General features: G+C 73.7%; 22 protein-coding genes and 1 riboswitch. Of the genes, 10 read left to right on the forward strand and 12 right to left on the reverse strand.

From position 1 onward, the window contains the following. Window positions 1-56: 56 nt before the first annotated feature. The gene (locus ACIO92_RS07755; protein ID WP_366441587.1) at window positions 57-296 is read left to right on the forward strand and encodes a (2Fe-2S)-binding protein; all 240 of its coding nucleotides are present in this window, start codon (window positions 57-59) and stop codon (window positions 294-296) included. A 6-nt stretch (window positions 297-302) separates the two neighbouring features. On the opposite strand, the gene bfr is transcribed toward ACIO92_RS07755, so the two are convergent. Beyond that, window positions 303-779: a bacterioferritin gene (gene bfr / locus ACIO92_RS07760; RefSeq protein ID WP_041128810.1), complete on the reverse strand. Its 477-nt coding sequence runs from the start codon at window positions 777-779 to the stop codon at window positions 303-305. Between the two features lie 178 nt (window positions 780-957). On the opposite strand from bfr, the gene ACIO92_RS07765 reads away from it, so the two are divergent. Beyond that, window positions 958-1,602 carry a sulfite oxidase-like oxidoreductase gene (locus tag ACIO92_RS07765; RefSeq protein ID WP_366441588.1) on the forward strand — a complete coding sequence of 215 codons (645 nt, stop codon included), beginning with the start codon at window positions 958-960 and terminating at the stop codon, window positions 1,600-1,602. A 210-nt stretch (window positions 1,603-1,812) separates the two neighbouring features. Here the strand turns inward: ACIO92_RS07765 and ACIO92_RS07770 are convergent, their stop codons facing one another. The 6 genes from ACIO92_RS07770 to thiO form a co-directional block, all read right to left on the reverse strand. Next, window positions 1,813-2,406 (reverse strand): DUF4396 domain-containing protein, encoded by a 594-nt coding sequence (locus tag ACIO92_RS07770; protein ID WP_366441589.1) that lies wholly within the window; start codon window positions 2,404-2,406, stop codon window positions 1,813-1,815. 85 nt (window positions 2,407-2,491) lie between these two features. Then, window positions 2,492-3,343: a deoxyribonuclease IV gene (locus ACIO92_RS07775; protein ID WP_401235945.1), complete on the reverse strand. Its 852-nt coding sequence runs from the start codon at window positions 3,341-3,343 to the stop codon at window positions 2,492-2,494. A 5-nt stretch (window positions 3,344-3,348) separates the two neighbouring features. Further along, window positions 3,349-5,253: a Stk1 family PASTA domain-containing Ser/Thr kinase gene (gene pknB, locus ACIO92_RS07780; protein ID WP_366441590.1), complete on the reverse strand. Its 1,905-nt coding sequence runs from the start codon at window positions 5,251-5,253 to the stop codon at window positions 3,349-3,351. A gap of 87 nt (window positions 5,254-5,340) precedes the next feature. Next, window positions 5,341-6,135, reverse strand: a complete 795-nt coding sequence (locus ACIO92_RS07785) for a thiazole synthase (RefSeq protein ID WP_366441591.1) — start codon at window positions 6,133-6,135, stop codon at window positions 5,341-5,343. A gap of 5 nt (window positions 6,136-6,140) precedes the next feature. Then, complete coding sequence (gene thiS / locus ACIO92_RS07790; protein WP_351779396.1) at window positions 6,141-6,341, reverse strand: sulfur carrier protein ThiS; 201 nt, start codon at window positions 6,339-6,341, stop codon at window positions 6,141-6,143. Further along, window positions 6,338-7,501 carry a glycine oxidase ThiO gene (gene thiO, locus ACIO92_RS07795; protein WP_401235776.1) on the reverse strand — a complete coding sequence of 388 codons (1,164 nt, stop codon included), beginning with the start codon at window positions 7,499-7,501 and terminating at the stop codon, window positions 6,338-6,340. The genes thiS and thiO overlap by 4 nt, the downstream gene beginning before the upstream one ends. Next, a riboswitch (TPP riboswitch) is annotated at window positions 7,499-7,612 on the reverse strand. (Overlaps the previous gene by 3 nt.) Before the next feature lie 92 nt (window positions 7,613-7,704). Here thiO and ACIO92_RS07800 point away from each other — a divergent pair. From ACIO92_RS07800 to ACIO92_RS07820, 5 genes are all read left to right on the forward strand, one after another. After that, a complete protein-coding gene (locus tag ACIO92_RS07800) occupies window positions 7,705-8,922 on the forward strand; it encodes an NAD(P)/FAD-dependent oxidoreductase (RefSeq protein ID WP_402279420.1) in 1,218 nt (405 codons plus the stop codon). A gap of 44 nt (window positions 8,923-8,966) precedes the next feature. Further along, complete coding sequence (locus ACIO92_RS07805) at window positions 8,967-9,332, forward strand: Rv2175c family DNA-binding protein (protein ID WP_366441594.1); 366 nt, start codon at window positions 8,967-8,969, stop codon at window positions 9,330-9,332. A 96-nt stretch (window positions 9,333-9,428) separates the two neighbouring features. Next, the gene (gene thiE, locus ACIO92_RS07810) at window positions 9,429-10,085 is read left to right on the forward strand and encodes a thiamine phosphate synthase (RefSeq protein WP_402058192.1); all 657 of its coding nucleotides are present in this window, start codon (window positions 9,429-9,431) and stop codon (window positions 10,083-10,085) included. A 155-nt stretch (window positions 10,086-10,240) separates the two neighbouring features. Continuing rightward, a complete protein-coding gene (gene metF, locus ACIO92_RS07815) occupies window positions 10,241-11,158 on the forward strand; it encodes a methylenetetrahydrofolate reductase [NAD(P)H] (RefSeq protein WP_351779382.1) in 918 nt (305 codons plus the stop codon). A 54-nt stretch (window positions 11,159-11,212) separates the two neighbouring features. Continuing rightward, complete coding sequence (locus tag ACIO92_RS07820; protein ID WP_366441596.1) at window positions 11,213-12,052, forward strand: hypothetical protein; 840 nt, start codon at window positions 11,213-11,215, stop codon at window positions 12,050-12,052. A gap of 114 nt (window positions 12,053-12,166) precedes the next feature. On the opposite strand, the gene ACIO92_RS07825 is transcribed toward ACIO92_RS07820, so the two are convergent. From ACIO92_RS07825 to ACIO92_RS07845, 5 genes are all read right to left on the reverse strand, one after another. Beyond that, window positions 12,167-13,600, reverse strand: a complete 1,434-nt coding sequence (locus ACIO92_RS07825) for a phytoene desaturase family protein (RefSeq protein WP_401235772.1) — start codon at window positions 13,598-13,600, stop codon at window positions 12,167-12,169. 42 nt (window positions 13,601-13,642) lie between these two features. Next, entirely contained in the window at window positions 13,643-14,290 is a 648-nt protein-coding gene (locus ACIO92_RS07830; protein WP_366441598.1) for a DUF4126 domain-containing protein, read from the reverse strand. Window positions 14,291-14,577: 287 nt separating this feature from the next. After that, complete coding sequence (locus ACIO92_RS07835) at window positions 14,578-15,189, reverse strand: TetR/AcrR family transcriptional regulator (protein ID WP_366441599.1); 612 nt, start codon at window positions 15,187-15,189, stop codon at window positions 14,578-14,580. 43 nt (window positions 15,190-15,232) lie between these two features. Next, on the reverse strand, window positions 15,233-17,320 hold the full coding sequence (locus ACIO92_RS07840) for a YhgE/Pip family protein (RefSeq protein ID WP_402058195.1): 2,088 nt from the start codon (window positions 17,318-17,320) through the stop codon (window positions 15,233-15,235). Beyond that, on the reverse strand, window positions 17,292-18,200 hold the full coding sequence (locus ACIO92_RS07845) for an ATP-binding cassette domain-containing protein (RefSeq protein ID WP_401235769.1): 909 nt from the start codon (window positions 18,198-18,200) through the stop codon (window positions 17,292-17,294). The genes ACIO92_RS07840 and ACIO92_RS07845 overlap by 29 nt, the downstream gene beginning before the upstream one ends. A 165-nt stretch (window positions 18,201-18,365) precedes the next feature. On the opposite strand from ACIO92_RS07845, the gene ACIO92_RS07850 reads away from it, so the two are divergent. The 3 genes from ACIO92_RS07850 to ACIO92_RS07860 all read left to right on the forward strand — a co-directional run bounded on the left by ACIO92_RS07850 (window position 18,366) and on the right by ACIO92_RS07860 (window position 20,419). Further along, window positions 18,366-18,881, forward strand: a complete 516-nt coding sequence (locus tag ACIO92_RS07850) for an SAV_6107 family HEPN domain-containing protein (protein WP_366441601.1) — start codon at window positions 18,366-18,368, stop codon at window positions 18,879-18,881. 68 nt (window positions 18,882-18,949) lie between these two features. Continuing rightward, window positions 18,950-19,738: a methyltransferase gene (locus ACIO92_RS07855; protein ID WP_401235767.1), complete on the forward strand. Its 789-nt coding sequence runs from the start codon at window positions 18,950-18,952 to the stop codon at window positions 19,736-19,738. Window positions 19,739-20,008: 270 nt separating this feature from the next. Further along, window positions 20,009-20,419, forward strand: a complete 411-nt coding sequence (locus ACIO92_RS07860) for a DUF3040 domain-containing protein (RefSeq protein WP_351779357.1) — start codon at window positions 20,009-20,011, stop codon at window positions 20,417-20,419. Window positions 20,420-20,471: the final 52 nt, after the last annotated feature.

Raw genomic sequence — 20,471 nt, forward strand, 5'->3', positions numbered from 1 at the left:
TCGGAGCCGGGTAAGGTTAGGTTAGCCTTATCGATCACGGCGGGAGGTGAACCGCGTTGTACGTCTGCTCTTGCTTCGGTGTCACGGAGAAGCAGGTCAAGGAGCACGCCGACGCGGGCGCCTGTACCCCCCGGCAGATCGCCTCCGCCTGCAAGGCGGGCACGGACTGCGGGTCCTGTGTGCGTCGCATTCAGGCCATCCTCGGGCGCGGCGCCTGCCCCCGGCGCGAGCTCGTCGACCAGGGCGTGCCCGCCCTCGCGGCGGAGCCCGTCGTCGATCTGGGACGGGCCGCCTGAGGCGTCCTAGCTCGGCTGCTCGATGAGCGTCGAGAGGTAGAGCGCCTCACCCAGGGACTCGATCAGCTCCAGCTGGGTGTCCAGGTAGTCGATGTGGTGCTCCTCGTCGGCCAGGATCTCCTCGAAGAGGTTGGCGGACGTCACGTCCCCCTTGGCCCGCATGACCTCGATCCCGCGCCGCAGCCGGTCGATCGCCTCCACCTCGACCTGGCGGTCCGCCTGGAACATCTCGGTGATCGTCTGGCCGACCCGTACGTGGAAGAGCCGCTGGTAGTTGGGCAGGCCGTCGAGCATCAGGATGCGCTCGGTCAGCTTGTCCGCGTGCTTCATCTCGTCGATGGACTCTTCACGGGTGTACTTGGCGAGCTTCGTCCACCCCTTGTTGTCCTGGATGCGGTAGTGCAGCCAGTACTGGTTGATGGCCGTGAGCTCGCCGGTCAGCTGCTCGTTGAGGAATTCGAGGACCTCGGGGTCGCCCTGCATCGCAGAGGCTCCTTCCACGCTGTGTGTCTCTGCCGTCACCGGTCGGAACGGCCGCATCCTCGCACCCCGGATGGGGGGCGTCCAGTAAGTGCACGCTTAGTGGGGCTTGACCCGAATCGTGCCCACCGGGCCTTAGCCTGGTCATGACCACCCCTCGCCGTCTGTCACCATGGAAGACATGGGTCAGCCGGAGAGCGGAGTACACCGGGAAGCGGGTCAGCCGGATCGTTCACCGGACCTTCCGCCCGGCCAGCGCATCCAGCGCGGCTGGCCGGTCACCCACTACGGGCCCGTACCGAAGTTCAAGCCGGACCGCTGGGAGTTCCGCGTCTTCGGCGCGACCGCCGACGGCGACAAGCGCTGCTGGAACCACGAGGAGTTCTCGGCCCTGCCGTTCTCCTCGGTCGTGGCCGATCTCCACTGCGTCACCAAGTTCAGCATGATCGGCGCCGAATGGGGCGGTGTCCCGGCCCGTACGCTGCTGGCGCTCGCCCCGCCCGCGCCGCAGGTCACCCATGTGATGGTCTGGGCCGAGTACGGCTACAGCGCCAACATGCGGCTCTCCGACTTCGCCTCCGACCGCACGATCTTCGCCACCCACAAGGACGGCGAGCTGCTCACCGCCGAGCACGGCTTCCCGCTGCGCCTGATAGTGCCGCACCTGTACGCCTGGAAGGGCCCGAAATGGGTCCGGGGCGTGGAGTACATGGCCGCCGACCGCCGGGGCTTCTGGGAGGAGCGCGGCTACCACAACCTCGGCGACCCGTGGACCGAGCAGCGCTACTCGTACCAGGAGGAAGCGGGCGACGGCCCGGAGCTGTAGGCCGTGTTTCGAAAGTCCCGCCTGCCTGGCGGCGTCCGGCACGCACGCTCGCCGCGTTGTCGGGACACCCCGATACAACCGGTATCGGGGCGACCCTCCGCCTTGCGATCGCACGCACCGGACGCCGCCAGGCCTGCCCTCCGGGCAGACGGCGCTCCTTTCGAAACACGCCCCAGCGCTCCCGGCCGCCGTGCGGCGGGACCGGGCCGGTCAGTGGTACCGGTGGACCACCGCGTGGCCCTTGCCCCGGCCGATCATCCACTTGTTGACCGGGGTGGTGATCACGAAGGCGGCGGCGAGGGCGATGGCCAGCACGATCCAGAAGAGCGGCTCGTCGAGGTGCGCGTCCATCGCGCCGGGCCAGAGGGCGATGACACCGTTGTCGATGATCTCCATGACCGCGATGGACAGGGTGTCGGCGGCCAGCGCGACCTTGAACGCGGTGCGGAAGTCGAGCCCCGCGGCGAGGATGCCGCGCAGGGTGAGCGCGTAGCCGAAGAAGAAGGCCAGGACGATCGCGAGCACCATCGTCGGGACGTTGCCCCAGCCGAGCGCGGTCCCGATGATCATGCCGAGCACCTCGCCGATGGCGCAGCCGGTGAGGCAGTGCAGCGTGGCCCTGGCGGCCATGGCCCAGGAGACCTTCCCGGGGGCGTGATGACCGCTGTGGTTCTCGTGACCGGTGCTGCCGCTGTGTGGGGAGTGACTGGCGTGACCCGTGTGATCGGCATGGCCGGTGTGGTTCTCGGGGTCGTCATGGGCGTCGGGGCCGTCGTGGTGACCGGCGTGCGCGTCGTGCTGCATCGGGTACCCCCGGGCTCGGGTGGCGGTTGCTGCCTCCGTCATGAACCGTATGCCCCCCTGGGGTACTCCTCAACGGGACGGGACGTCAGTCCCTGAGCTTCTTGAGGAGCTCCACGTCCGCCAGGTGCCCCGCCTTCCCGCCGGGCGTCTCGATGATCAGCGGCACACCGTCGGTCGCCGGGTGCCGCAGGAGGTTCCGGAAGCCGTCCTGCCCGATGTGACCCGCGCCGATGTTGGCGTGCCGGTCCTTCCGGGCGCCCACCACGTCCTGCGAGTCGTTGGCGTGGATCAGCCGCAGCCGCCCCTCGCCCACGGTCGCCACCAGCTGGTCCAGCGTCCGCGCGGCCCCGTGCGGGCCGGTCAGGTCGTGTCCGGCGGCGAAGACATGGCAGGTGTCCAGACAGATCCCGAGCTTCGGATGGTGGTCGAGCGCGTCGAAGTACGGCCCGAAGTCCTCCGCGCGCGAACAGAGCGAGGAGCCCTGGCCCGCGGTCGACTCAAGCAGCAGATACGGGTCGTCCTCGTGCGTCAGCTCGTCGAGCAGCGGCAGCAGCAGCTCCCGTACCTGCGCGAGCGCCACCGCGCGCGGGCGGCCCCCGGTCGCCGAGCCGGTGTGCACCACCACGCCCCGCGCGCCGATCTCCCGGCCGCGGCGCAGCGAGTGCCGCATCGACTCCACCGACTTCTCGGCGGTCGCCTCGGTGTGGGAGCCGAAGTTGATCAGATAGGGGGCGTGCACCCAGGCCGAGAGCGACTCCTCCTCGCACCCGGCCCTGAACCGCTCGTCCTGCGCCGGGTTGCCGGGCGGGGTGGCCCAGCCGCGCGGATTGGCGACGAAGACCTGCACGGCCTCGGCGCCCAGCTCACGGGCGTGGCCGAGACCGACGGTGGCGAGACCACCGGCCACCGGGACATGACCGCCGACGGGGTTGCGCAGCACTTCTACAGTCCCTTGATCGTGAGAGTGACGGTGGAGCCCTCGGGCGCGGTCGAGCCGCCCTCGACGGACTGTCCCGAGACGGTGTCGCCGAGGTAGGGGAAGGTCTTCTTCACCTCGACCTCGAAGCCCGCGTCCTCCAGGGCCGCCCGCGCGTCCTCGGTGGTCTCGCCGGTCACGTCCGGGACCTCCACGGACCGGGGGCCCTTGGAGGGGGTCAGGACGATCGTGTCGCCCCCGGCGGCCCTGCTGCCCTCGGCGAGGGACTGGGCGGCGACCGTGCCCGGGTCCTCGGGGGAGTGGATCCGCTCCGGGGCGACCCGGACGGTGAGCCCGGCCTCCCGGAGTCCGGCGGTGGCGTCGGCGACGGTCTCGCCCGTGACGTCGGGCACGTCGATCGGCGCGCCCTTGCTGACGACCAGGGCGACGGCCGAGTCGGGTGCCCGCTCGGTGCCGGGCTCGGGGTCGGAGCCGATCACGGCGCCCTGGGCGACGGTCTCGCTGAAGGCGCGGGTGACCACCCCGACCGCCAGGCCCTCCCGCTCCAGGGCGCGCCTGGCCTCGGCGAGCGGCTGGTCCCGCAGCCGGGGCACCTTCACGATCCGCGGGCCCCTGGACAGGGTGAGGGCGACCCTGCCGTTGCTCCGCAGGCGTTCGCCGGGGGCCGGGTCGACGGCCATGACGGTGCCGCGCTCGTACACGTCGCTGAAGGCGCGGTCGGTCGAGCCGACCTCCAGGCCCGCGCCCGTGATCCGCTCGGTCGCGGCCGTCTCGGTCTGGCCGAGGACGGCGGGGACACGGGTGAACTGGCCGGAGTTGATGTACCAGACGCCCACGCCCAGACCGAGGGCGAGCAGGACCCCGACGACCAGGAGCAGCGGGCCGTTCGGGGGACGGCGGCGGGCGCTCGCGGGCGGCGGCTCCGGGGCGGGCATCCGGCCGGTGCGCGCCACCGGCCGCTCGTCGGCCGGGTCCTCCACGGCGCGGGCGATCACACTGGTCCGGTCCTCGGAGGCGCCGCGGTCCCCGGGCCGGGAGCGCGGCGGCTCCGCGTCCAGCTGCTCGTCGGTCAGCCTGGCGCGGGCCTCCCGCGCCAGGGCGAGCAGGGCGACGGCGTCGTACGGGCGGGCCTCCGGGTCGCGGGCGGTCGCGGCGGCGGTCAGTCCGTCCAGTCCGGGGGCGAGCCCGGGGACGGTCCGGGAGGGCGCGGGCACGTCGGTGTGCAGGTGCTGGTAGAGGACCTGGGCGGGGGTGTCGCCCGTGTGCGGTTTGCCGCCGGTCAGCATCTCGTACAGGACGACACCGCAGGCGTACACGTCGGCACGGGTGTCGGCGGTGCCGTGCTCGATCTGCTCCGGCGCCAGGTAGGAGACCGTGCCGAGGACCGAGCCGGTGGTGGCGGTCGCCGAGCCCACCGCCCTGACCAGGCCGAAGTCGGCGACCTTGACCCGCCCGTCGTCCCCTATCAGGACGTTCTCGGGCTTCATGTCCCGGTGCACGAACCCGGCCCGGTGCGCGGCGCCGAGCGCGGCGAGGACCGGCTCCAGGATGTCCAGGGCGGCCCGGGGCGCCAGGGCCCCGCGCTCGCGCAGCACGTCCCGCAGGGTGCAGCCCTCGACGTACTCCATCGCCAGGTAGACGTACGCGCCCTCGGCGCCCTGGTCGAAGACGCCGACCACGTTCGGGTGGGAGAGCCGGGCGACGGACTTCGCCTCCCGGATGAACCGCCCGACGAACTCGGCGTCGACCGCGAGGGCCGGGTGCATCACCTTGAGCGCGAGGACGCGGTCGAGGCGGGTGTCGACGGCCCGGTAGACCGTGGCCATCCCGCCGACGGCGATGCGCGCGTCGACGCGGTAGCGGCCGTCGAGCAGCCGCCCGACGAGGGGGTCCTGAAGGGTCGTGTCCACGGCGTCGAGTCTACGAGCCGCGGGCCCGGCACCCGCCCGGCCGACGGGCACCGGGGCACAGCTGTGACGAGCGTCCCGCCGGGGCGCTCAGAAGGCCGGGCGCTCCGGGTCCAGGTCCGCCCGGCCGGTCACCGGGGAGGACGCCTCCGCGAAGTGGCGGCGCGGGATGCGGCCCGCCCGGCGGGCCAGCCGGCCCGCCTCGACCGCGTGCCGCATCGCCGAGGCCATCAGGACCGGCTCCCGCGCCCGGGTCACCGCCGAGGCCAGCATCACCGCCGCGCACCCCAGCTCCATCGCGAGCGTCGCGTCCGAGGCGGTGCCCGCGCCCGCGTCGAGGATCACCGGCACCCCGGCCCGCTCCACGATCAGCTCGAAGTTGTGCGGGTTGCGGATGCCGAGTCCGGAGCCGATGGGGGAGCCCAGCGGCATGATCGCCGCACAGCCCACGTCCTCCAGCTTCCGGGCGAGGACCGGGTCGTCGTTGGTGTAGGGGAGCACGGTGAACCCGTCGTCGACGAGGGTCTCGGCCGCGTCGAGGAGCTCCTCGCCGTCCGGCAGCAGGGTCCGCTCGTCGGCGACGACCTCCAGCTTGACCCAGTCGGTGCCCAGCGCCTCCCGGGCGAGCCGGGCGGTCAGGACCGCCTCGCCCGCGGTGAAACAGCCCGCCGTGTTGGGCAGCACCCGGATGCCGAGCCGCTCCAGGACGGAGAGGACCGAGCCCCGCACGGTCGGGTCGAGCCGTCGCATGGCGACGGTGGTCAGCTCGGTGCCCGAGGCGGTCAGCGAGCGTTCCAGGACGTCGAGGCTGGGGGCCCCGCCGGTGCCCATGACCAGCCGGGAGGAGAACTCCGCGCCCCCGAGGACGAACACGTCGTCGGACATCGCGCTCAGCCCCCCTGGACCGCGGTGAGGACCTCCACCCGGTCGCCCTCGCCGAGCGGGGTCGTGGCCCACTGGCCGCGCGGCACGACCGTCTCGTTGAGGGCGGCGGCGACCCCGGAGCGGGCCGTGGTCAGGGTGGCGACGAGGGCGTCGAGGGAGAGCGGGCCGGGCAGCTCGCGCGCCTCCCCGTTCACGGACACGATCATGCGGGCTGCTCCTGGCGTACGGGAGGGGCGGGGGAGAAGCGGCGGGGGGAGAAGGGGCGCGCCTCCTCGGGGAGGACGCCGGTGGTGAGGACCTCGGCCATCACGTCGCCGGTCACGGGGGTCAGCAGCACCCCGTTGCGGTGGTGGCCGGTGGCCAGGTGCAGGCCGGGCAGCGCGGTGGGGCCGAGCAGGGGCGCGTTGTCGGGGGAGCCGGGGCGGAGCCCCGCCAGGGTCTCGGTGAGCGGCAGCTCGGTGATGCCGGGGACCAGTTCGTGGGCGTCGCGCAGCAGCTCGTACACCCCGCCCGCGGTCACCGTGGTGTCCCAGCCGAGTTCCTCGCTGGTGGCGCCGACGACCAGCTCGCCGTTGGTGCGGGGCACCAGGTAGACATGGCTGCCGCGGACGACGGCACGGACCGTCCGGGACAGGAACGGGGCGTACGCGGCCGGTATCCGCAAGCGCAGGACCTGGCCCTTGACCGGGCGCACCGGCGGGAGGACCTCCTCGGGCACGCCCGCGAGGCGTCCGCTCAGACTGCCCGCCGCGAGCACGACCTGGCCTGCGGCGAGGTGTCCGCCGTCGGCGAGCACGGCGCCGCGCGCCCGGTCGGCGGTGACCGTCAGACCGTGGGCGAGGGTGCGGTGGAAGGCCACTCCGGCGCGTTCGCAGGCGACGAGGAGGGCGGCGGCGAGCCTGCGCGGGTCGACCTGGTGGTCGCCGTCCACCCGCAGTCCGCCGCGCACCCCGGGCGCGAGCATCGGTTCGAGACGGCGGCACTCGCGCCCGCTGAGCCATTCGGAGGCGAGCCCGCAGCGGGTCTGGAGGGCGTGCAGTTCGCGCAGATGGGACCGGTCGTCGGCGTCGAGGGCGACGGCGAGGGTGCCGCAGGCGCGGTGGCCGACGTCGTGGCCGGTGGCCTCCTCCAGTTCGGCGACGAAGGCGGGGTAGCGGGCCGCGGAGGCGAGGTTGAGCCCGAGGAGGGTCTCCTCGCCGTAGTGGAGTTCGGTGACGGCGGCGAGCATCCCGGCGGCGACCCGGGCCGCTCCGCCGCCGGGGTCCGGGTCGACGACGGCGGCGCGCAGTCCGCGCCGCGCGGCCCGCCAGGCCGTGACCAGGCCGATGATGCCGCCCCCGACCACGAGGACATCGGAAGAACGCATGGGCGTCCAGCCCCTCCCTTCGCCGGCATGACCCGGATCAGGTTCGTACGGTCGGAGGCCGTCCCAGCCTCCCTCTCAGCCCGGTGCGTCCGGGCTCCCGCGAGTGCTTTACGCCCGTCAGACTAGCCCGCGCCGCCGGGCGGCCGCAGGACCCGCCCCACCCCGACTTCCTGACGATCCGTCAGGTGCGTAGGGTGGGCCGGGTGAGCGAGCAGAAGCGGGACCAGCAGCACGTCGTGATCGTCGGCGCCGGGATGGCGGGCGTCCAGACCGCCGTCGCCCTGCGCGAACAGGGCTTCACCGGCCCCGTCACCCTCATCGGCGGCGAACCCCACCAGCCCTACGACCGGCCCCCGCTCTCCAAGGCCGTCCTCCTCGGCAAGGCCGAGGACTCCGCCTTCGACATCGCCTTCGACGACCTCGGCGTCACCCTCCGCCTCGGCCTGGACGTCACCGGACTGCGCGCCGACGCCCACGAGATCGACACCGAGGAGGGGCCCGTCGGCTACGACGTCCTCGTCCTCGCCACCGGTGCCCGCCCCCTCACCCTGCCCGGCACCGAGGGCGTCCCCGGGGTCCATCTGCTCCGCACCCTCGACGACGCCGTCCGCCTCGGACCCGTCCTGGCCCGCCGCAGCGCCGTCGTGGTCGTCGGCGCGGGCTGGATCGGCGCCGAGTTCGCCACCGCCGCCCGCGCGGCCGGATGTCCCGTCACCGTCGTCGAAGCCGCGGACCTCCCCCTCGCCGGGGTCCTGCCCGCCGAGATCGCCGCCCCCATGGCCGAGTGGTACGGGGCGAGCGGCGCCGAACTCCTCACCCACGCGCGCGTGGCCACCGTCGCACCCGGCCGGGTCGTCCTCGCCGACGGCCGCGAGCTCCCCGCCGAAGCCGTCGTCGTCGGCATCGGAGCCCGCCCCGCCACCGACTGGCTCACCGGCTCCGGCATCGCCCTCGATCCGAGCGGCGCCGTCACCGCCGACGACCGGCTGCGCACCTCCCTGCCCGATGTGTACGCCGTCGGCGACTGCGCCTCCTTCCCCTCCGCCCGCTACGGCGAACGGCTCCTCGTCCACCACTGGGACAACGCCCTCCAGGGCCCGCGCGCCGTCGCTTCGGCGATCACCGGGACCGACCGGGCGCCGTACGACCCCGTCCCGTACTTCTGGTCCGAGCAGTTCGGCCGCTTCGTCCAGTACGCGGGCCACCACGCCCACGCCGACGCCCTCGTCCGGCGCGGCGACCCCGCCGCCGACGACGCCTGGTCCGTGCTCTGGCTGCGCGCCGGGGTCCCCGTCGCCCTGCTGGCCGTCGGCCGCCCCCGCGACCTGGCCCAGGGCCGCAGGCTCATCGAGGCCGGCACCCCGGTCGACCCGGTCCGCGCGGCGGACCCCTCCGTCCCCCTGAAGACCGCCGCCCGGTAGGGCCCGACTACCGGCTGTCGGTCCGGGATGGCAGGCTTGTCCCCGTGACCCAGATTGACGTAAAGATCGATGCGCTCGTCCCCGCCTGGCTCTACGTGCCCGACATCGCGGAGATGCTCGACATCGACGTGACCCGCGTGCGACAGCTGATCAAGGAAGGCCAGCTCATCGCCGTCCGCCGGGGACAGAACAACGCCCTGCAGATTCCCGCCGCCTTCCTCCAGGAGGACCAGATCGTCAAGGGCCTCGTGGGCACCCTCACGCTGCTGCGCGACGACGGTTTCAGCGACGAGGAGATGCTGGAGTGGCTCTTCACCCCGGACGAGAGCCTGCCGGGCACGCCCGCGCAGGCGCTCGGCGAGAATCGCGGCACGGAGGTGAAGCGCCGCGCCCAGGCGCTCGCCCTCTGACCCGGCACCGAAGACACCATCCGCGCGTGTCGCGGCGTCCGGCCCCGCCCGGGACCGGCCGCCGCGCCCCGCGCCACCGACGGGGGGAACCCAACCGTGCCCACGCCTCGTGAGCAGCTCGCCGACGCCCGGCTCTACCTGTGCACCGACGCCCGGAAGCGCCAGGGCGACCTGCCCGCCTTCCTCGACGCGGTGCTCTCCTCCGGCGTCGACGTCGTCCAGCTCCGCGACAAGGGCATGGAGGCGGCCGAGGAGCTGGAGCACCTCGCCGTGTTCGCCGACGCGGTCCGCCGCCACGGCAAGCTCCTCGCGGTGAACGACCGGGCCGACGTCGCCCACGCCATCGGCTCCGACGTGCTCCACCTGGGCCAGGGCGACCTGCCCGTGCCCGCCGCCCGCGCGATCCTCGGCGACCGGGTCCTGATCGGCCGCTCCTGCCACGCCGAGGACGAGGTCGCCGCCGCCGTCGCCGAACCGGGCGTCGACTACTTCTGCACCGGCCCCTGCTGGCCCACCCCCACCAAGCCGGGGCGGTACGCGCCGGGCCTCGGCCTCGTGCGGTACGCGGCGGAGCTCGCCCAGGACCGGCCCTGGTTCGCCATCGGCGGCATCGACGGGACCACCCTCGACGAGGTCCTGGACGCGGGCGCCCGCCGGATCGTCGTCGTCCGCGCGATCACCGAGGCGGACGACCCCGCCGCCGCGACCGCCGCCCTCGCCGGACGGGTCCGGGAGCGCGCCCCGCAGGGCTAGGCACCCGGGTCCCCGCCCCTGGCCCCCCTTCCCCGCCCCCGGGCGGACATCGGGCCCGAGTCCGGACACGCCCCGATCCGTCCGTCTGTCCGAAAACATGTCCATCCACCGGACGCCCGGTACGCGGCTCCCCGTGCCCCGTCTAACCTGCCGTTATGGCCCTTGGTACCGCTTCCGTCCGCTCGGACCGTGCCCGCACGGTCCGGGACATCCTCGCCTCCGGCGGCACGTCGTACTCCTTCGAGTTCTACGCGCCCCGGACCGAGAAGGGCGAGCAGGTCCTCTGGAACGCGATGCGGCGCGTCGAGGCGGTCGGACCCAGCTTCGTCTCCGTGACCTACGGCGCCGGGGGCTCCACCCGCGGCGGCACCGTCAAGGCCACCCAGAAGATCGCCTCCGACACCACGCTGACCCCGGTCGCGCACCTCACCGCCGTCGACCACTCGGTCGCCGAGCTGCGCAACATCCTCGGCCAGTACGCCGACGCGGGCATCCGGAACATGCTCGCCGTCCGCGGCGACCCGCCGGGCGACCCGCTGGGCGAGTGGGTCGAGCACCCCGAGGGCGTCCGCTACGCGGCCGACCTCGTGCGGCTGATCAAGGAGTCGGGAGACTTCTGCGTCGGCGTCGCCGCCTTCCCCGAGATGCACCCCAGGTCCACCGACTGGGACACCGACATCCGGCACTTCGTGGCCAAGTGCCGCGCGGGCGCGGACTACGCGATCACCCAGATGTTCTTCGACCCGGAGAACTACCTGCGGCTGCGCGACCGCGTCGCCAAGGCGGGCTGCGAGACCCCGGTCATCCCCGAGGTCATGCCCGTGGTGAACGTGAAGACCCTCGACCGGCTGCCCCAGTTGAGCAACGCGCTCTTCCCTCCGGACGTGAAAGAGCGGATCCTCGCCGTCAAGGACGATCCCGCCGCTGTACGCTCCATCGGTATCGAGTTCGCGACGGAGTTCTGCGCGCGGCTGCTCTCCGAGGGCGTCCCCGGACTGCACTTCATCACGCTGAACAGCTCCACCGCGACGCTCGAGATCTACGAGAATCTCGGACTGCACCAGCAGTCGTGACCGGTCGTACCCGCCCCGAACCGCGGCGGTGACCGTGGAGAGGGGCGGCGGGGCATGGGGTGGACGGTCCTCTACATCGCGTTCGGAGCGGTCGCACTGTGGCTGCTGGGGGAGGTGCTCCTCCAGTACAAGGCGCGGCTCCGCTGGCGCGTGCTCGCCTTCTGCGGCTTCCTCGGCGTGGTCCTCGGGGTACTGCTGCCCTCGATGCCGGTCATCGTCGCCGGAGCCGTCGCCTTCGCGGTCGGCCAGACGTATGTGACGCTCTCCTTCCGCCGGGGCTTCTCCACCGGCTGGGCCATCGGCGGCAGCCCCGGCGCGAGCCGCCGCCGCAGGGCGGGCGGTGCCTCGCGCGGCGGCCCGACCCTGGAGGTCACCGAGGTCGCCTACGACGCCGTGGCCACCCCCTACGACGGCCCCGACGGCGCCCCCGAACCGGCCGCCGCCGAGACGACCGCCGTCTACGAGCCCCTGCCGCTGCCCGACGAGACCGGCCAGTACGGGGTCTACGGCCACGACCGGGCGGCCGCCCCCGGCACGTCCGCCCAGGACACCGGACACCCCACCGGGTACGGGACACCGGGCCACGACCCCTACCTGCCGGGCTACGAGCAGCAGCCCGGCCACGACCAGCGGCAGCCCGCCTACGGCTACGACACCACCGGACAGCAGCAGTACGCGGCCTACTCCGACCCGTACATCGGTCAGGGCGCGGACACCCAGCAGTACGGCGGCTACTACGGCGACCCGTACGCCCCCTCGTACACCTACGACACCCCGCCCGGCGGCGTCTGGGTCCCGCAGCAGCGCGACACCGACCAGCCGCCCCAGCCGCAGACCCCCCAGGGGTACGGCCACGAGCCGCACCCGGACGACCAGCAGCAGTACCGGTACTGAGCACGGGCCGGAGACCGGGACCGGAGACAGGGACCGGGGGCCGACGCCGGAGACCGGGACCTGGGGCCGGGGACCCACCGGCCCCAGGCCCCCGGCCTCAGGCCCCCGGCCGTCTCACTGCGAGCCGCGGAAGTCCGCGCCCTCCACGATCAGCCCGGCCACCAGCGCTCCGGACATGCCCGCGTGGGCCAGCCCGCCGCCCGGGTGCGACCAGCCGCCCGCGAACCAGAGGCCCGGCAGCGGGGAACGGTTGTCCGCGGGCATCAGCAGCCCCCGGGCCCCCGCGAGCGCCGGACCCGGCACCTCCGCCGCACCGGTGTCCCGCCGCACGTCCTCCGGGGTGCGCACGTGCCGCCACAGCAGCCGCTCCGCGAGCCCCGGCACCGCCCGCCCGGCCGCCCCGGCCACCTCGTCGGCGAACGCCTCCCAGTCCCGCCCGGGAAGCAGCCGGACGGTCGCCGTGACCGTCACCGGCTCGTGCTCCGCGTCCGGCCGCAGCGCCGGGTCGTCCGGCCGCAGCACCGTCACCGTCGGCAGCCCGTCCGCCGCGTGCACGACCGTGCGGTGCGCCGCCCCCGCCTCCCGGGGCCCGCGCAGCGCCAGACAGACCGTCACCCGGCCCGTGCCGTTGGCCTGGTGGTGCGGAACCTCGTCGCCGTCGTCCCAGCCGACGACGTGGTCGCGGTAGAGCGACGGCACCGGAGCCCCCGAGACGACGTGGTCGGCCTCCGCCGTCGTGCCGTCGGCCAGCCGGACGCCGACCGCCCGGCCGTCCTCCTCCAGGACGTCCGTCACGGGCGCGTCGAAGACGAACTCCACCCGCCGCTTCCGGCACCGCTCGTACACCGCGTCCGCGAGGGCCCGCAGCCCCCCGGCCACGTACCAGCTGCCGAAGGTCTGCTCCATGTACGGCAGGACGGCGGCGGACGCCGGGGCGGTGGCCGGATCGAAGCCGTAGCTCCACGCGTAGCCGTCGAGCAGGGCCGCGAGCCGCGGATCGCGCAGTTCCCGCTTCCCGATCCGGGCGAGCGTCGTCGTCGGACGGCGCAGCGGACCCGCCCTCAGGGCCGGGTACGGGTCGGGCGGCGGCGGCCCGGGGTCCTTCGGCCTCGGTTCCTCCAGGAGGGGGCGGCGGGTGGCGTCCCAGGCCTCCCGGGCCCGTACCAGGAAGTCGCCCCAGCGCTCGCCCGCGCCCGCGCCGAGCGCCGCGTCCAGGGCGGCGACCGTACCGGCGCGGGAGGCGTTCGGCAGGTCCACCCGGGTGCCGTCGGCGAAGACATGACGGCTCGCCGGATCGACCTGCGTCAGGGTGACGCACTCCTCCAGGGGCTCCTTGCCCGTCTTCACGAACAGGTCCCGGTAGACGGCGGGCAGATGCAGCAGCCCCGGCCCCGTGTCGAACGCGAACCCGTCCCGCTCGTAGCGGCCGACCGCCCCGCCGTACGTCCCCGTCCGCTCGTACACCGTCACCCGGTGGCCCGCCACGGCCAGCCGGGCCGCCGCCGCCATGGCGCCGAGTCCCGCGCCTATCACCACAATCCGTGCCATGACGGCGAGCCTATCCGGCCCCCGCCGGGACCCCCGGGCCGGTCAGAAGTGCTCGGAGCCGTCCCCGGACGGCGGCCGGTCCCGGGCACGGGCCGCCGCGCCGGCGAGCCTCCGCTCCTCCCGGCGCTGCGCCCTGCGGCGCAGGAAACGCCGGATGCGCCGGGCGAGGAAGACCAGTATCACCAGGCCCAGGACGAGCAGCGTCCCCGCGACGACCGCCGCCGCCACCGGATGGAAGAGCGCGAAGGTGACGATCCCCGCCACCCCCAGGTCCTCCGCCAGGCTCAGCGCCACATTGGAGAACGGCTCGGGCGAGCTGTTGACCGCCATCCGCGTCCCCGCCTTGACGGCATGGCTCAGCAGGGCCGTCGAGCCGCCGACCGCGCCCGCCGCCAGCTCCGGCAGCGACCCGCTCTGCCCGGCGAGCAGCGCCCCGACGACGGCCCCCGAGACCGGCCGGACCACCGTGTGGACGGCGTCCCACACCGAGTCGACGTACGGGATCTTGTCCGCCACCGCCTCGCACAGGAACAGCACCCCGGCGACGACGAGGACATCGGTCCGCTGCAGGGACTCGGGCACCTCGTCGGTGAGCCCGGTCGCGCCGAACACGCCGAACAGCAGGACCACCGCGTACGCGTTGATCCCGCTCGCCCAGCCACTGGTGAAGACCAGGGGGAGTACCGACATGCGGGCGATCGTAACCAGCCCTGAGTATCCGTACCTAGAGGACGAGATGAGTAGGCGCGCGGATGGGGCCGGGCGGGTGCGGGGGAGAGAGTGGAGCCCACGGAAGGGGCGCGGCTCCGGCACCGCCGGCACGGGGCTGCGGAACGGGGTCGTGCGTCTGCCGTCACGGGGGAGGTGCGGCGGGGCTCGGGGGGATCGAGCCGCGCCGCACCGGCCGTTCGGGGGCCGCCTCACCGGCCGGTGAGGCGGCCCGTCGGCCCGTAAGAGATCCACCGGCCCGTGGTGGTTCAGTGGCCGCCGCTCACCCGGCCGTGCAGCAGCCGGGAGAGGGCCGCGTGCACGTCGTCCAGGGAGCGCTCGCTCTGGAAGGCCTGCCAGTCCAGGGCCGCCACCAGCACCATGCCGACCAGTGCCGCCGCCGTCAGCGGGACGTCGATCCCGTCGCTCAGCTCCCCGGCCGCCACGCCCTCCCGCAGCACCCCCTCGACCACCGCGACCGCCTCCTGGCGGACCACCAGGAGCGTGGAGTTCCAGGCGCGGTTGGTGCGCCACAGCTCGGCCACGTACAGCTGGGTGAAGGCCGGGTAGCGGTCGATGAAGACGAGCCCCGCCCGGATCATGGCGTCCAGGGCGTCCACCCGGCTGCCGCCGCGCGCGGCCGTCTCCTCGGCGGCCGTCCGCAGGGAGGCGGTGAGCAGCGACACCCCGTGGCGCAGCAGCTCCTCGAAGAGCTCGGTCTTGCTCTTGAAGTTGTAGTAGACCGTGCCCTTGGCCACGCCCGCCCGTTCGGCGATCTCGTCGACGGTCGTCGCGGAGAAGCCCTGCTCCGCGATGAGGGTGACCGCCGCTTCGTAGAGCTTGGCGCGCGTGGCCTGACGTCGGGTGCTGCTGCTGTCCATGGGCTCGATTCTCACAGGTGTGGCGGATGGCACCGGCCGCGTCTCACAGGGTCAGCTCCGGGTGGAGCCGGTCGAGCGTCCACACCTGCCGCTTGCGGGCCGAGAGGGCGGTCAGTGCCAGCGCGCCGACGGTGAACGCGGTCAGGACCGCGCAGGCCTGCCAGACGGGCCCGATGTCCCCGCCCGTGATCAGCCTGCGCAGTGCCTCGACCACGTAGCTCATCGGCAGGAAGGGGTGGACGGCGTTGAAGAACGCCGGGCTGGTCTGTACGGGGTAGGTGCCGCCCGCCGAGGTCAGCTGGAGCATCAGGACGGCGAGGACCAGGATGCGGCCCGCCGCGCCGAAGCGGGCGTTGAGCCACTGGATGATCGCCGAGAAGCAGCAGGTGACCAGGGCGAGGAAGCCGACGGTTCCGGCGGCCCGCGCCATCTGGAGGCCGAGGCCCCAGTGCAGCACCGACATGAGCGCGGCGACCTGGAGGACACCGATCGCCGCCACCGGGAGCCAGCCCGCGAGGGCGATCCGCCAGGCGGAGCCGCCCGCGGCGAGCGCGCGCCGGTTCAACGGCTGGATGATCATGTACGCGACCATCGCGCCGACCCAGAGGGAGAGCGGGATGAAGTACGGGGCGAAGCCGGTGCCGTAGTTCGGCGCCTTGTGCAGCGACTGGGCGGCCAGCTTCACCGGGTCGGCCATGACCTCGGTGCGCCGTTCGCGGTCCCGCTGGTCGTAGTCCGGGATCCGGTCGACGCCGTCGCGCAGCCCGCCCGCCAGTTCGCCCGAGCCGTCGGCGAGCTGGAACAGACCGCCGTCGAGGTCGCCCGCGCCCTTCTTCAGCTTGCCGACGCCGCTGTCGAGGTTCACCGAGCCCGTGTGGGCGTCGCTGACGCCGGTGTGCAGCTTCGCCGCGCCCGCCGCGACCTTCCTCGCGCCCGTGTTCAGTTCGTTGATCTTCCGGATGGCGCCCGCCACGTCCTCGTCGAGGTGCGGGGCGCGGGCGGCCAGCTCGTCGGCCTGCTTCTTGAGGGTGACGAGCCGGGCGTCCAGGGTCTTCAGGTCGTCCCCGCCGCCCTTGGTCAGCGCGTGGACGTCGTCGGCGACGGTCGCGACGTCGTTCGCGGTGACCGTGGCCTCCTTCAGGGGGCCGCAGACCTTGGCGTCGGGCTCGGGGGCGTCCACGCACAGCTCGCGGTGCAGCGCGGTCAGGCCCTCGTCGGCCTTGTGCGCGGCGCCGCGCACCGCGGGGGCGCGCTTCACCAGGTCGTCGAGGTCGTGCCGGACGGCGGTCGCGGAGTCGGAGACGAGCCGGGCGGTGTCCCGGATCGACCGGCCGTTGTCCGCGAGGTAGGGGCGGACCTTGTCGGCGGTGCCGTTCACCTTGTCGGCGAGGGCCTGGGTGCCGTCCGCGACCTTGCGGGAGCCGCTCTGGAGGTCCTTCGCGCCCTTGTCGAGCCTGGTCAGGCCCGCGGCCAGGTCCCCGCTGCCGGTCTTGGCGTCCTTGAGGCCGTCCGCGAGGTCCTTGGAGCCCTTCTTCGCCTTGTCCACGCCCTGCTTGAGGTCGTCGGCGCCCTTGGCCGCCTTCGCGGTGGCGTCGTGGATGTCGGAGAAGGAGATGAAGATCTTGTCGAGGAAGGTGCGGGAGGACTTCGTCGAGGCGGCGGTGCGCACCTCGGAGAAGACCGTCCGGGAGATCTGGCCGACGATGTAGTTGTTGGCGTCGTTGGTCCGCACCCGCAGGGCGCCGGTCTCGGGCGAGTCGCCGGAGCTGGAGGCGATGCGGGAGCTGAAGTCGCCGGGCATGGTCAGGGACAGGTAGTACCTGCCGTTCTCGACGCCCTCGCGGGCCTCGGCGTCGCTCACCCGGTGCCACTCGAAGGTGTTGCTCTCCAGGAGCCCCTCGGTGATGTCGTCACCGGCGTTGACGCGCTTGCCGTCGGTGGTGGCGCCCCGGTCCTCGTTGACGAGGGCGACGGGGAGCTTGTCGAGCCTGCTGTACGGGTCCCAGAACGAGTACAGGTACAGGGCGCCGTACAGCAGCGGCAGCAGCAGGATCGCGACGAGCGCGGCGCGCGGCAGCTTTCCCCTGCCGAAGCGCTTCAGCTCAAGCGCGGCCAGTTTCGGCGAGCGCATCGGCCGCCCCCTCCTCGGTCGTGTCTTCGGTGTCGTTCCGGGGGCCTTCGGTCTCCGCGCGGGCCTCCCCGCCCTGCCGGTCGGCCTCGCCGGTCTCGGTGCGGTCCTTCACGGACGTCTCCGCCGCCCCGGCGGGCTCCTCCGGCTCGGGCTCCGCCTCCCCGTCCAGCGTCGTGATCCGCAGGGCGTCCTCGGGGGACTCGCTGCAGACGGCGAGGACGGTGGTGCCGGACGCGGCCACGGAGCGCAGCAGCTCCCAGACCCGCGCCCGGTCGGCGTCCGAGAGCTTCAGGTCGGTGTCGTCGACGGCGATCAGCCGGGGCCGGCCGATCAGGGCCAGCGCGAGGGACAGCCGCAGTGCCTCCAGCCGCTCCAGATCCCGTACGGAGGTCCGCTCGCCCTTCGGCAGGGCGGCCGGGTCGAGTCCGGCGGCGGTCAGGGCCCCGTCGATCAGGGCCCGGGAGGCCGCGGCCCGCTCGGCGGGGCGGCGCAGCAGGGTCCGGACGGAGCCGTCGAACCGGCGCTGGAGCAGGGCCCGCTCGCGCAGGTGCTCGGCGACGGTGAAGGCCGGGTCGAGCTCGCTGACGCCGGGGACCTGGCCGAGGGCGCTGATCCGGCGCACGGCGGCCATCTTCCGGGGCAGCGGCAGACCGCCGACCTCCGCGGCGCCCTCCGTGGCCTTCATCCGGCCGGTGAGCGCGAGCAGCAGACAGGTGCGGCCCGAGCCCGAGGGCCCCTCGATCGCCACGAGCGCGCCCGGCCCGGCCCGGAAGGAAACCTTCCGGAACGCCCAGCCGCGCGGGCCCTTCAGTCCGAAGCCGTCCGCGACGACAGCGGCGCCGTGCGGCCGCTCCCCGGCCTCCGTTCGCACGGATTCCACGGACCCCACCCCCGTTTCCCCTTTTGAACTGACTGGTCAGTCCAAAAACTACCCCGGGCTGGGGAGTTCAGGCAAAACCCCAGGTCGACGCGGATTGTCAGTGGGGCGGTGCACGATGAACACATACGGCCACAGGACCGTCACGCGACGACAGGAGGACTCGTCATGGCAAGCCCTTCCGCAGCGGCCGCGCCCCGCCGCCGATCCGTCCCCGCGCAGCCCGGACCCGCGTCCGACATCCACCCCGTCACGCGCCGCGCCACCGCCCCGCCCGCCGCCCTCGACCTCCTCGCCAAGGCCAGGGCCGGACTCGCCGAGGCCGCCGCCCTCGACCGCCCCCACGAGAGGTACGCCGTCGCGCACCTCGCCGCCCTCCGGGCCGCCGCCGCCGTCCTCGCGGCCCGCGCCAGGCCCGAGACCGGCCGCCGCAGGCAGCGGATACGGAGCGCCTGGGAGCTCCTCGCCGAGCTGGCGCCCGAGCTGGCCGAGTGGGGCGGCCTCTTCGCCTCCGGGGCCGACCGCAGGGCCCGCGCCGAGGCGGGCATCCCGAGCGCGGCGACCCGGCGGGAGGCCGACGACCTGCTCAGGGACGCCGCCTTCTTCCTCCGTCTGGTGGAACGGATGCTCGCCCTCAGCCCCGCCCCGCCCGGCCCACGGGGGACCGGGCGGGCCGGAGGATGATCCGAAGGGCGGGGCCCAGGCCATAGGGTGGGGGAGCGTCCGTACCCGTCACCGAGGAGTCAACAGCCGTGCCGGACCCTTCCCCTGTCTTCGGTCGAGAGGCGACCTCGCGCCCGTCGCGCGCCTCCCTGCGCACCGCCGTCGTCTGGGACGTCCTCAAGGACGCCCTCGACCGCCGGGTCGAGGCCACCGGGAAAGCCGGTCTCGACGTCCTCGACACGGGCGGCGGCTCCGGCAACTTCGCGGTGCCGGTCGCCCGCCTGGGCCACCGGGTCACCGTCGTCGACCCCAGCCCCAACGCGCTGTTCGCGCTGGAGCGCCGGGCCGCCGAGGCCGGGGTCGCCGACCTCGTCACCGGCGTCCAGGGGGACATCAGCGGCCTGTTCGACGTGGTCGGACGCGAGGGCTACGACGCCGTGCTCTGCCACGGTGTCCTGGAGTACGTCGACGACCCCGCCGAAGGCGTGCGCAACGCGACCGCCGCGCTCCGCCCCGGCGGCAGCCTCAGCCTGCTCGCGGCCGGTCTCGGCGGTGCGGTCCTCGCCCGCGCCCTTGCCGGGCACTTCACCGAGGCCCGCCACGCCCTGGGCGACCCGGCGGGCCGCTGGGGCCCCGGTGACCCGGTGCCCCGCCGCTTCACCGCCGAGCAGCTCACCGAGCTGGCGGACGAAGCCGGGCTCACGGTCGGCGCGGTGCACGGGGTCCGGGTCTTCGCGGACCTCGTCCCCGGCGCCCTCGTCGACACCGAGTCCGGTGCGGCGGAGGCCCTGCTCAAGCTGGAGGAGGCCGCGGCCGAGCTGCCGTCCTTCCACGCCATCGCCACCCAGCTGCATCTGCTGGGCGAGAAGCGGGCCTGAGCGGGACCTCACCCGTTCGGCGGTGCGGGCCGCGCCGCCGATGCAGTACGCCACAGCATCCCCGGTCAGGGGCTCCGCCCCGTATGATCGGGGGACAGCATCCGGCATGACGGGGAAGGGGCTGGGGAATCAACGCCTCAGCAACCGATCCGCATGGCGGCCCGGATTGGCTATTCGGCATTGAGGGCGGGTTTCACGGGGGCGATTCCCTGCCTATCCTGAAAGGGCCGCAAACCGGTCGCCCCCGCGACCGACGACTAGGAGGACTCCGTGCCGCTCTCGGAGCACGAGCAGCGAATGCTCGAGCAGATGGAGCGAGCGCTGTACGCCGAAGATCCCAAGTTCGCGACAGCGCTCGAGGGAAGCGGACTGCGTACGTACACCCGGCGACGGGTCTACCAGGCAGTCGCCGGCTTCCTGGTGGGTATCGCGCTCCTCATGGCCGGAATGGTCGCACAGCAGATCTGGATCAGCGTGGTGGGATTCCTCGTCATGCTGGGCTGCGCGGTCCTGGCGGTCACCGGATGGCGCAAGGCGCCCAAGCCGGGTGAGCAGCAGCAGCCCCATGGTGGAGGAACGGCGGCCGGTGGCCGCCGGACCCGGCAGCGACGCTCCATGATGAACCGCATCGAGGAGCGGTGGCAGCGCCGCCGCGACGAACAGCAGGGCGGCGGCCACTGACGGCCCCGTGAGCGGTGGCCCCGCATCCCTCCGAACGATTTCTTACGGCTGA

This window comes from Streptomyces sp. NPDC087215, assembly GCF_044744885.1.
Taxonomy (GTDB): Bacteria; Actinomycetota; Actinomycetes; order Streptomycetales; family Streptomycetaceae; genus Streptomyces.